We start from the raw sequence: 10,783 nt of genomic DNA on the forward strand, positions 1-10,783 counted from the left end.
GCCAGGCGGATCCAGGAGGTCGCATCGTCAGGCCAGGCCGGGCGGATCCGGGGGGTCGCATCGTCAGGCCAGGCCGGGCGGATCCGGGGGGTCGCATCGTCAGGCCAGGCGGATCCGGGGGTCGAGGAGTCCGTAGGCGACGTCCACGACCAGGTTCGCCACCACCACGGCGGTGGTGGCCAGGATGACGACGCCCATGATCACTGGCAGGTCCCCGCTGATGAACGCCTGCACCACCGCCTGCCCGATGCCGCCGAGCCCGAAGACCGACTCCGTCACCACCAGGCCGCCGATCAGCGTGCCGATGTCCACGCCGAGCTGGGTCACCACGGGGGTCAGCGCGGCGCGCAGGCCGTGCCGGTAGATGACGCGGCCTTCGGGCACGCCCTTGGCGCGGGCCGTCCGGATGTAGTCCTCGCCCAGGACGTCCAGCATGGAGCCCCGGGTGAGCCGGGCGTACGAGGCCGCCTGGACCATGGCCAACGTGATCCACGGCAGGATCAGGTGCCGGGCCCATTCGCCGGGGTTCTCGGAGAAGGGCACGTAGGAGTCGGGCGGCAGGATCGGGGCGCCCGCCATGGTGAGCTGGAAGAAGAAGAAATACAGCAGCAGCAGGCCGACCACGAACGTCGGCATCGAGACCCCGGCCAGGGCCAGCGTGGTCAGGGCGCGGTCGAGGAACGACCGTACGCGGGTGGCGCTGAGCACGCCGGCGCCGACGCCGAGGCAGAGCCACAGGACGGCCCCGCCGAGCACCAGCGAGAACGTCGGCGGGAAGTCCTGGGCCAGCAGCTTGCCCACCGATTCGCCCGAGAAGTACGACTGGCCCAGGTCGCCGTGCAGGAGCCGGCCCAGGTAGTCGAAGTACTGGACGATGGTGGGACGGTCGAGGCCGAGGTTGTGCCGGATCAGATCGACCTGCTCGGGGGTGGCCTGGCGGCCGGCCAGCGTACGGGCGGGGTCGCCGGGGGCGACGAAGAACAGGAAGAACGTGCCCAGGGAGACCAGCCACAACACCAGCACCCCGAGCAGCGTCCGCCGCAGCAGGAACCGTCGCAACATCAGCCCTCCACCTCCCGAACCAGCCCTGGCATCCCGCCCCGGTCACGAAGCAGCAGCATCGGATCCCCCAGCAGCGGCATCGGATCCCCCGGCGGCGGGCGCGGACGCCGGAGCAGGGGCCGCGCGCCGGTTCCGCCGTCGCCGGCGGCTGAACAGCCGTTCCATCCGGGGGTCGATGGCGTCCCTGATCCCGTCGCCCACCAGGTTGAAAGCCAGCGTTGTGATCAGCAGCGAGGCCGCCGGGAACCCCAGATACCAGTACGCCACCCGGTAGAAGCCCTGGGCCTCGCTCAGCAGGTTCCCCCACGAGGGGGTAGGGGGAACGATCCCGAGGCCCAGATAGGACAAGGTGGACTCGAACACGATCGCGGCCGGCACCAGCAGCGTGGTGAGCACGATGACGGGGGCCAGCAGGTTCGGCAGGATGTCCACGAACATGATCCGCGCGTCGCCGGCCCCCATGGACCGGGCCGCCTCCACGTACTCGCGTTCCTTGAGCGACAACGTCTGGCCGCGCACCACGCGGGCGATCGCCGCCCAGGAGTAGAACGAGATCACCCCGATCGTCGCGGTCAGCGAGGGCCCGGCGATGGACACCACCGCGATCGCGAAGATCAGGTACGGGAACGACAGGACCACGTCCATGAGCCGGGACAGGACGGTGTCGATGACGCCGCCGTAGTACCCGGCCAGCAGCCCGATGACGACCCCGATCAGCGCCGCCACGCCGGTCGCGACCACGCCGACGAGCAGCGAGACGCGCGCGCCGTACAGGACCCTGATGAACAGGTCGCGGCCGAGGCGGTCGGTGCCGAACCAGAACTCGCCGTTGGGCCCGACGGGCAGGCCCTGGTCGGTGATGCCGGTGTCGCGGAACTGCTCGTCGGGGTCGTGGCCGTTCCAGGCCGAGATGAGCGGCGCGGTCAGGGCGAGCAGGCACAGCAGCACGACGACGATGCCCGAGATCAGGGCCACCCGGTCGGACCTGATCCGCGCCCAGGCGAGCTGCCAGGGGCTGCGTCCGGCGATCGTGCGGTCGGCGACGACGTCCGGACGGATCTCCGTGAGAGTCATGCGGTCCTCCCGGCGGTCAGGTCCTCGCCCGCCTCGACGGGATAGTGACAGGCCACCAGATGCTCCTGGGGCACCAGCAGCGGTTCCTCGGCCGAGCAGCGTTCGCGTGCCTTCGGGCACCGGGGATGGAAGCGGCAGCCGGCGGGCGGGTCGATCGGCGAGGGCACGTCGCCGGTGAGGATGATGCGGTGCCGCCGTTCGGCCTCGTCGGGGTCGGCCACGGCGGTCGCCGACAGCAGCGCGTTCGTGTACGGATGGCGGGGCACCGCGTGCAGCTCCTCCGCGGTGGCCAGTTCGGCCACCTTGCCCAGGTACATGACCGCGATCCGGTCGCTGACGTGCCGCACCACCGACAGGTCGTGGGCGATGAACAGGTACGTCAGCCCGAAGTCGTCCTGGAGGTCCTTGAGCAGGTTGAGGATCTGGGCCTGGATGGACACGTCGAGCGCCGACACCGGCTCGTCGCAGATGATCAGCCGGGGCCGCAGCGCGAGCGCCCGCGCGACCCCGATGCGCTGCCGCTGCCCGCCGGAGAACTCGGCGGGGAAACGGTTGTAGTGCTCGGGGTTGAGCCCGACCCGTTCCATCAGCTCCTGGACGGTCCGCCGCAGCTCCTGGCCGCTCTGCACCCGGTGGATGACGAGCGGGTCGGCGATGATCGAGCCGACCCGCCGGCGCGGGTTGAGCGAGCCGTACGGATCCTGGAAGATCACCTGGATGTCGCGCCGGTAGGGCCGCATCCGGCGCCGCGGCAGGTTCGTGATGTCGGCGCCGTCGAAGCGCACGCTGCCGGAGGTGAGGGGATGCAGGCCCGCGATGCACCGGGCCAGCGTGGACTTGCCGCAGCCGGTCTCGCCGACCAGGCCGAGCGTCTCGCCGGGCGACAGCGACAGGCTGACGCCGTCGACGGCTCTGACCTGGCCGATCGTCTGCTTGATCAGCATGCCGCTGGTGATGGGGAAGTGTTTGACCAGGTTTTCGACTTCGAGCAGCATCAGGCCTCCTCCGCCGTGCCGCGCACCGCCCGTTTGCGCAGCGCCTCGGCCTCCGCGCCGAGCCCGATCGCCTCGTGCGGCAGCCAGCACGCCGAGGCGTGCCCGCGCGCGCCCGTGATGGAGGCCAGCGGCGGCCGTTCGGCGGAACAGACCGGCATCACGTACGGGCAGCGCGGATGGAAGGCGCACCCGGACGGGATCGCGATCAGGCTCGGCGGCGAGCCGGGGATGGGCCGCAGCCGTCCGCCGCGGTCGCCGGTGCTGCCCGGGATCGACTCCAGCAGGCCCTTGGTGTACGGGTGGTGCGGTTGGTAGTAGAGCGTGCGCCGGTCGGCCCGCTCGACGACGAGCCCGGCGTACATGACAAGCACCTCGTCGGCCATGCCGGCCACGACGCCGAGGTCGTGCGTGATGAGGACGAGCGCGATGTCGAACTCGGCCTGCACCCGCCCGATCAGCTCGAGGATCTGCGCCTGGACGGTCGCGTCCAGCGCGGTGGTGGGCTCGTCGGCGACGATGAGCTTGGGGTTGAGCGCGAGCGACATGGCGATCATCGCCCGTTGCCGCATGCCGCCGGAGAACTGGTGGGGGTAGTCGTCCACCCGGCGGTCGGGGCGGGGGATGCCCACCAGGCCCAGCAGTTCGACGGCCCGCTTCCTGGCCTCCGCGCGGCGGGTGCCGGGATTGTGGACGCGGATCAGCTCCTCGATCTGCCAGCCGACCTTGTAGAGCGGGTGGAGGCTGGTCAGCGGGTCCTGGAAGACCACGCTGATCTCCGCGCCGCGGATGCGGCGAAGCTGCTCGTTGTCGAGCCCGAGCAGGTCGACGCCCTCGAACAGGGCCGTACCCGAGATGTCGGCGTCGGGGGTCAGCCCGAGTATCGCCTGGGTGCTCACGGTCTTGCCGCTGCCGGACTCGCCGACGATCGCCAGCGTCTGACCGCGGTCGACGGTGAACGACAGCCCCCGCACCGCCTGGACCACGCCGTCGGAGGTGGGGAAGGACACCTGGAGGTCGGTTACCTCAAGCAGGCTCATATGTCTCCCTCGCGGCCTCCCGCGGGCCCGCCTGCCGGCGCGCCCGCGGGAGGCCGGTCGTCAAGGCGTGTTGGGGTTCAGCCAGAGGTTGGTGACGTCATAGACCTGGTACGACGGCAGGTACAGGGCGTTCTGCACCCGCTTGTTCTTGTAGAGCGGCGTGTTCTGGTTGTTCAGCGGCACGATCACCGCGTCGGCCAGCACCGTCTGGTCGGCCTCGTGCCACAGCGCCGCGGCCTTGGCCTGGTCGGTCTCGGCGAGCGCCCGCTTGATCAGGTCGTCCACCTTGGGGTTGCTGTAGCAGCCGTAGTTGCTGGTGCCGGGGTTGCAGTTGGTCTGGAACAGCGGCTGCATGACCGCGCGGCCGTTGGTGCCGTACCAGTCGGGGATCCAGCCGGGGGCCGACAGGTCCCATTCGCTGTTCTTGGCGTGCGAGGGCGTCTGCAGGTAGGTGTAGTAGTCGCCCTGGCGCAGCGGCAGGCCCTTGACGGTGATGCCGCACTTCTTCAGGTCGGCCGCGTACGACTGGAAGTTGGCCGGGTGGTTGCCCGCGTTGCGGAAGGCGCCGATGAGGGTCAGCCCGTCGGGGTAGCCGGCCTCGCTCAGCAGTTGCTTGCACTTGGCGGGGTCGCCCTGGTCACCAGGCGTCGGGTACGGGTTGTACTCCTGGTAGCCGATGTTGCCCGGTGGGATGATCGTGTGCAGCGCGGTCGCGACGTCCGCGCCGCCGTAGATCTTGGCGATGGCGGTCTTGTTGATCGCGTACTCGATGGCCTGGCGGACCTTGAGCTTGCCCATCGCCCCGCCGGCGTTCTTGCTCTGCAGGTTGAACACCACGTACGGGTTCGTCACCGCGCCGGGGAAGATCGTGAAGTTGGGGTCGTTGCTCTTGAGCTGCGGGATCTGCGAGGTCGGCACCGGCAGGTCCCACGACAGGTCGGCGCTGCCGGCCTCGATCTGCTGCTGGACCGCGTCGGGCTCGCCGACGCCCATCTTGACGTCGATGGCGTTGACGTACTGGTGCCTGATCGGGTCGGACTCCTGCTTCCAGGCCGGGTTCTTCTCCAGCCGGATCGACTTGGTGGCCACGTACGAGGCGATCTTGTACGGGCCGTTGGAGATCACGTGCTGGCGGAAGGTGGCATCGTCGGGGACGTACTGGTCGTACTCCTGCGGCGCGGCCGAGGCGAAGTTCAGGGCCAGGACGTTGAGGAAGTCACCGGCCGGCTGGGTCAGGGTGAAGACGATCGTCTTGTCGTCCTTGGCCTGCACGCCGGCGATGTCGTGGCCGTTCTGGAAGTCGGCCAGGGCCTTGGCGGTGGGCTTGGCCTTCTCGAACGCCTTGATGTAGGCGTCGCAGTACTCGGCCATGCCCTTGATCGTGCTGGTGTAGTAGCCGGGCGCGCCGGAGCCCGCCACCGGGTTGCAGATGCGCTTGAACCCGCGGACGAAGTCGCCCGCCGTCACCGGCCGCGGCGGCTGGGTGTCCCACTGCACGCCGTCGCGCAACTTGATCGTGTACGTGAGCTTGTCGGCGCTCAGGCCGCCGTTCGCCTCGGTGGGCAGCTCGGTCGCTATGTCGGGCAGCACCTCGTAGCCCTTGGTGGTGTCGGCTCCCGCCGCGACGCCCTGGAGGGCGTACAGCTGGCGCGAGTAGCCGCGCATGATCGCGATGGTGACGACGTAGTAGATGCTGGTCGGGTCGAGATGGTCGACGTCGCCCGAGCCCACGAGCCTGAGCGTGCCGCCGGAGACGGCGCTTCCCGAGCTCTGGCTCGCGGCGGGGGGCGGGGCGGATCTGCTGGTTCCGTTCTGCGTCGCGCAGGAGGTGGCGAGCAGAGTTGCCGCCGCCACCGTGATGATGCTGAGATGGCGCAAGCTGGCCATCTGGCCTCCCTCGTGCCGAGATGGGGGTGTTGTTGGCTGGCACAGCTGGGGCGCGTGTCGTGGCCGCGACGCGCGCCCCACGTTTACTGAGACGAGCAACCCATGCCGGAGGAAGACTGTCGAGGTCGGTTACGTAACTGTTTGCGACTAGCGACTGGTCGGTAATGCTGATTCAGTACGGGAATTGTCTGGAGATCGCGACATTAACTGAATAGCTGCTGGTAGAAAGCCAGCTCGGCGGCCAGGGCCGCGACGCGCGTCTCCAATCGGCGAAATCCGTGGGATTCACCGTCGAAAGCGAGATAAGTGCAGGAGACGCCGCGCTCGGACAATGCGTCGGCGAAGGCCGTCGACTGCTCGGGCGGCACCACCGGGTCGTCGAGCCCCTGCAGCAGCAGCATCGGGCAGGACACCCCGTCGACCAGGCCGAGCGGCTCCCTGGAGGCGTAGACGGCCGGGTCGTCGCCGACCAGCCAATCGACGTAACGGGACTCGAAGTCGTGGGTGTGCGCGGCGAGCGGCGCGAGCGCGCTGACGCCGTAGTAGGACACCCCGCCCGCGAACACGCCGGAGCGGCAGCAGGCGGCCATCACCGTCCAGCCGCCCGCGCTGCCGCCGCGCACCGCGATCCGGGCCGGGTCGGCCAGGCCGGAGTCGGCCAGCCACTGGGCGGCGGCGACCGTGTCGGCGACGTCGACCAGCCCCCACTGGCCGCGCAGCCGCTCCCGGTAGGCGCGGCCGTAGCCGGTGGAGCCGCCGTAGTTGACGTCGAGCACGCCGATGCCGCGCGAGGTCAGGAACGCCTTCTCCAGGTCGAGCGCCGTGTCGGCGTGGGCGGTCGGGCCGCCGTGCACGAACACCACGAACGGCGTCGGCTCCTCGGCGACCTGGTGCAGGAAGGCGTGGACGGGCCGCTCGCCCGGCACGACCACCGGCCGCGGATCGGGCTGCCCGGACAGGTCGGGCAGGCGCTCGTCGGCCCGCGCCAGCGGCTCGGCCCGCCCGGAGGCGACGTCGACCCGCACGACCGAGCGCGGCAGCCGGGCGGCGTGGCCGATGCCCGTCACGGACATGCCGTCGGCCGCGAGGGCGGCCTGCCATCCCGTGTAGGGCAGGTCGAGGTCGTGGAGCGCTCCCGTGGCCGGGTCGAGCACACCCAGCCGCAGGTCGCCGCGCCCGTGCAGGACGGCGAGCCGCCCGTCGCCGAGCACGGTGTACGGCGCGCCGCCGAGCTGCCACGGCGGCTGCGTGAACTCCTCCTCGGCCGGGCACAACGCCCGCGGCGCGGCGCCGTCGAGGCCGCACTCGTAGAGGTTCCACCAGCCGGAGCGGTCGGAGACCAGGTAGAGGGTGGCGTCGTCCTTCCAGGCGGGCGACAGGACGGACTCCGCCTCGCCGCCCAGCACCGTGCGGGCCTGCCCGTCGCGCAGCCGGACGACGCGCAGCTCGGTGCCGTCCCAGGGCATGCGGGGGTGGTTCCAGCAGACGTAGGCCAGGTGGGCGCCGTCGGGGGACAGGACGGGGGAGGCGTAGAAGTCGTGGCCGGACGCCCGTTCCCGGGGCTCGCCGCCCTCCAGCGGGATCGACACGACGGAACGGGTGATCTTGCCGTGCTCGCCGTGGCGCTCGCGCACCGCCCAGACCTCGCCGTCGCGGACGGTCAGGTCGGCGTAGCGGGAACCCTCGGCGGTGAGAGGTTTCGGCTGGCCGTTTTGCCCGAGAATGTACAGGCGCTGGTCGGCCAGAGCGGCGAAGACCACGTCGCCGCCGGGCGTCACCGCATAGGGACGGCCGCCGTACTCGTGGACCCTCGTTCGCGCGCTCCAGGGGGCGGGCAGCAGGTCACGGCAGGTGCCGTCGGCCTCACGGCGGACGATCGCGGTGCGGCCACCCTCGCCCGGACGGTCTTCGGTCCACCACACCCGGCCGCCCTGGGCGACGGGCCAGCCGGGCCGCAGACCGGCGGCGGCGACGTCGCGGGCGGAGATGGCGGACGGCCAGAAAGGCATACCCGCATCCTGCCCGAAGATCCGGGGCCGTGGGGCGCGATCAAGAACATCTCTCCTGCGGCGGCATCGAGGTGGGCAGGTTGAGCCCGGTGTCGCCGAACCACTTGCGCAGCAGCCGCGTGGCCGTCCCGTCCCGCCACATCTCGACCACGGCCTGCTCGGCGGCCTCGCAGGTCACGATGTCGCCCTTCTTCAGGCCGATGGCGTACCGCTCGTCGGTGAAGGGGTCGTTGAGCAGCCGGAACAGGCCGGGGGCCTGCTGGGCGAAGCCGGCCAGGGTCAGGTCCTCGGTGGAGACGGCGTCCAGCTGGTCGTCGCTGAGCTTGCGCACGCAGTCGGAGTAGTTGGCCGCGGGCGCGGCCACGACGGGCAGGTCGAGCTTGCCGTCAGGAGGCGGGTCGGCGACGCGCTTGAAGGAGTTGGAGCCAGGCACCTGGCACACGCGCTTGCCCCGCAAATCGGTGACGTCGCGGATGGACGCGTCGTCGGCCCGGACCATCGTGTCCTGGTGCACGAGCACGTACGGGCCGGCGAAGGTCACCTTGGGCCGGCGGGCCTCGGTGATGGAGTAGGTGGCGAACACCATGTCCACGGTGCCGTTCTGGAGCAGCGCCTCGCGGCCCGCCGCCGGCGCCTCCCGCCAGGTGATGCGCACCGGCCGGCCGCGGGCCAGCTTGGCGACGACGTACCGGGCGACGTCCACGTCGAAGCCCACGGGGTCGCCGGGGCCGGCCTTCAGTCCCAGGCTCGGCTGGTCCCACTTGGTGCCCACGATGACCTGGCCGGCGCCCCTGATCTTGCCCACGACGGTGGAGTACGCGCCGCCACCGCCGCACGCCACCGGGACGGCGAACGCGGCCGTGCCGGCCAGCGCCACCACGGCTCCACGTATCCGCACGCACAGGAGTCTGTGGGCTCGGCGGCCCGGCGGGGCCGGTCTGCGTGCCGCACCGGCGAAGATCTGGGGCTTTCTTTACGAGACGGCGGCGGGACGGGGATCCCGCCGCCGTGCTCGTCTGCGGCCCGTCGCCGGGCCCGCAGGTCACTCCACGGGGATGTCGGGCGCCATGCCGCCGCCCTCGGTGCCCTGGCCGGTGCCGACGCCGACGGCCGCCGCGCCGGGGGTGGCGATCGGCCGCGCCGAGGTCCTCCTGCTGCGCCTGCTGCGCCGCTCCAGCAAGGTGGCCAGGTAGCTCAGCGTCATGTTGAGCGCCACGTAGATGACGCCGATGACGATCGCCGCCGGGATCAGCGAGCCGAAGTACGCCGCCGGCAGCACCTTGAACCCGGTGTTGAGCAGGTCGACGTAGGCGATGATGTAGCCGAGCGCGGTGTCCTTCAGCAGCACCACGAGCTGGCTGACGATCGCCGGCATCATCGTCGTGACCGCCTGCGGCAGCAGCACCAGGCGCAGCACCTGGTTCTTGCGCATGCCCACCGCATAGGCGGCCTCGGCCTGGCCCTTGGGGATGGCGTGCACGCCCGCGCGCACGATCTCCGCCAGCACCGAGCCGTTGTACAGCATCAGGCCCAGCACCACGGCGATGAAGGCGTAGTCGCCGCCGCCGGCGATGGTGGGCGCCAGGTAGAAGATGAAGAAGATCAGCAGCAGCAGCGGGATGGCCCTGAAGACCTCCACCACCGTGGCCGCCGGGATCCTGATCCAGGCGTGGTCGGAGAGCCTGGCCAGGCCGAAGACCGCGCCGAAGACCAGCGCGAGCACCGCCGCGGTGGCCGCCGCCTTGAGCGTGCCGAGCAGGCCCGGCAGGATGAACTCCTGCCACACCTCGGCCGTCAGGAACGGCTGCCAGATCTTGCCTTCCCACTGGCCCTTGGCGTCGAAGCCCTGGTAGACGAAGTACACGACGGCCAGGACCGCCACGAGGCTGACCGCCGTCAGCAGGTGGTTGCGCAGCCGGCCGCGCGGGCCGGGCGTGTCGAACAGGACGGATGCGCTCATCGGGCCACCGCCAGACGCCTGGCCAGCCAGCCGGAGAGGAAGCCGATCGGCATGGTGAGGACCATGAAGGCCACGACCACCCCCAGGAAGATCGGGATCGAGGCGCCCGTGGTGTCGAACGTGAGCTTCATCTCGGCGGCCACGTCACCGGCGAACCCGCCGGCCACCGCCACCGTGGTGTTCTTGATCATGGCGATCATCACGCTGCCCAGCGGCGCGATGACCGACCGCAGCGCCTGCGGCAGGATGATCATCCGCAGCGACTGCATGAAGGTCAGCCCGATCGCCCTGGCCGCCTCCGCCTGCCCCATCGGCACCGTGTTGATGCCGGAGCGCACCGCCTCGCACACGAACGCCGCCGTGTAGACCGAAAGGCCCATCGCGACGATCCAGAACGAGTTCGTCCGCGGCACGTCGGAGAAGATCAGGCCCAGCTGGTCGCTCAGGCCCAGCGCCGAGAACGCCAGCACCAGGGTCAGCGGGGTGTTGCGCACCACGTTCACATAGACCGTGCCCGCCGCGCGCAGCACGGGCGTCGGGGAGACCCGCATCCCGGCCAGGATCGTCCCGAGGATGAGGGAGACGACCGCGGCCACGAGTGCGAGCTTGATGTTCTCCAGGAAGCCCAGCGCGAGGTTGGGGAGGTACTTGATTAGTTCGTCCATTTCGGTGTTCATCTTCCGTTACGGCAGATCTTCGACACTCCCACCATCACCGCCCTCGCCCACGCGATCGAAGAGCTGACCGATGGCCGATGAC

9 protein-coding genes are annotated in these 10,783 nt (G+C 70.6%); all 9 read right to left on the reverse strand.

Features of this window, described 5'->3' with window-relative positions; all coding sequences use genetic code 11:
- Window positions 1-99: 99 nt before the first annotated feature.
- Window positions 100-1,062: an ABC transporter permease gene (locus ABZ444_RS26255; protein WP_358001927.1), complete on the reverse strand. Its 963-nt coding sequence runs from the start codon at window positions 1,060-1,062 to the stop codon at window positions 100-102.
- Between the two features lie 42 nt (window positions 1,063-1,104).
- Window positions 1,105-2,136 (reverse strand): ABC transporter permease, encoded by a 1,032-nt coding sequence (locus ABZ444_RS26260; protein WP_358001930.1) that lies wholly within the window; start codon window positions 2,134-2,136, stop codon window positions 1,105-1,107.
- A complete protein-coding gene (locus ABZ444_RS26265; protein WP_358001933.1) occupies window positions 2,133-3,131 on the reverse strand; it encodes a dipeptide ABC transporter ATP-binding protein in 999 nt (332 codons plus the stop codon). The genes ABZ444_RS26260 and ABZ444_RS26265 overlap by 4 nt, the downstream gene beginning before the upstream one ends.
- Window positions 3,131-4,168 carry an ABC transporter ATP-binding protein gene (locus tag ABZ444_RS26270; protein WP_358001936.1) on the reverse strand — a complete coding sequence of 346 codons (1,038 nt, stop codon included), beginning with the start codon at window positions 4,166-4,168 and terminating at the stop codon, window positions 3,131-3,133. Before ABZ444_RS26270 ends, ABZ444_RS26265 begins: the two co-directional genes overlap by 1 nt.
- A gap of 60 nt (window positions 4,169-4,228) precedes the next feature.
- Entirely contained in the window at window positions 4,229-6,055 is a 1,827-nt protein-coding gene (locus tag ABZ444_RS26275; RefSeq protein ID WP_358001939.1) for an ABC transporter substrate-binding protein, read from the reverse strand.
- A 203-nt stretch (window positions 6,056-6,258) separates the two neighbouring features.
- Complete coding sequence (locus tag ABZ444_RS26280; protein WP_358001942.1) at window positions 6,259-8,064, reverse strand: prolyl oligopeptidase family serine peptidase; 1,806 nt, start codon at window positions 8,062-8,064, stop codon at window positions 6,259-6,261.
- A 40-nt stretch (window positions 8,065-8,104) separates the two neighbouring features.
- The gene (locus tag ABZ444_RS26285; protein ID WP_358001945.1) at window positions 8,105-8,962 is read right to left on the reverse strand and encodes a glutamate ABC transporter substrate-binding protein; all 858 of its coding nucleotides are present in this window, start codon (window positions 8,960-8,962) and stop codon (window positions 8,105-8,107) included.
- Between the two features lie 144 nt (window positions 8,963-9,106).
- Window positions 9,107-10,024, reverse strand: coding sequence for an amino acid ABC transporter permease (locus ABZ444_RS26290; protein ID WP_358001948.1), 918 nt, complete (start codon window positions 10,022-10,024; stop codon window positions 9,107-9,109).
- Window positions 10,021-10,689: an amino acid ABC transporter permease gene (locus tag ABZ444_RS26295; RefSeq protein ID WP_357985603.1), complete on the reverse strand. Its 669-nt coding sequence runs from the start codon at window positions 10,687-10,689 to the stop codon at window positions 10,021-10,023. The genes ABZ444_RS26290 and ABZ444_RS26295 overlap by 4 nt, the downstream gene beginning before the upstream one ends.
- Between the last annotated feature and the right edge of the window lie 94 nt (window positions 10,690-10,783).

It is taken from the genome of Nonomuraea sp. NPDC005730, assembly GCF_040630865.1.
Taxonomy (GTDB): Bacteria; Actinomycetota; Actinomycetes; order Streptosporangiales; family Streptosporangiaceae; genus Nonomuraea.

Bases quoted from the DNA above. Each gene is read 5' to 3' on its own strand.
- ABZ444_RS26255 (WP_358001927.1), bottom strand. From the start codon at position 1,062: ATGTTGCGACGGTTCCTGCTGCGGCGGACGCTGCTCGGGGTGCTGGTG.
- ABZ444_RS26260 (WP_358001930.1), bottom strand. From the start codon at position 2,136: ATGACTCTCACGGAGATCCGTCCGGACGTCGTCGCCGACCGCACGATC.
- ABZ444_RS26265 (WP_358001933.1), bottom strand. From the start codon at position 3,131: ATGCTGCTCGAAGTCGAAAACCTGGTCAAACACTTCCCCATCACCAGC.
- ABZ444_RS26270 (WP_358001936.1), bottom strand. From the start codon at position 4,168: ATGAGCCTGCTTGAGGTAACCGACCTCCAGGTGTCCTTCCCCACCTCC.
- ABZ444_RS26275 (WP_358001939.1), bottom strand. From the start codon at position 6,055: ATGGCCAGCTTGCGCCATCTCAGCATCATCACGGTGGCGGCGGCAACT.
- ABZ444_RS26280 (WP_358001942.1), bottom strand. From the start codon at position 8,064: ATGCCTTTCTGGCCGTCCGCCATCTCCGCCCGCGACGTCGCCGCCGCC.
- ABZ444_RS26290 (WP_358001948.1), bottom strand. From the start codon at position 10,024: ATGAGCGCATCCGTCCTGTTCGACACGCCCGGCCCGCGCGGCCGGCTG.
- ABZ444_RS26295 (WP_357985603.1), bottom strand. From the start codon at position 10,689: ATGGACGAACTAATCAAGTACCTCCCCAACCTCGCGCTGGGCTTCCTG.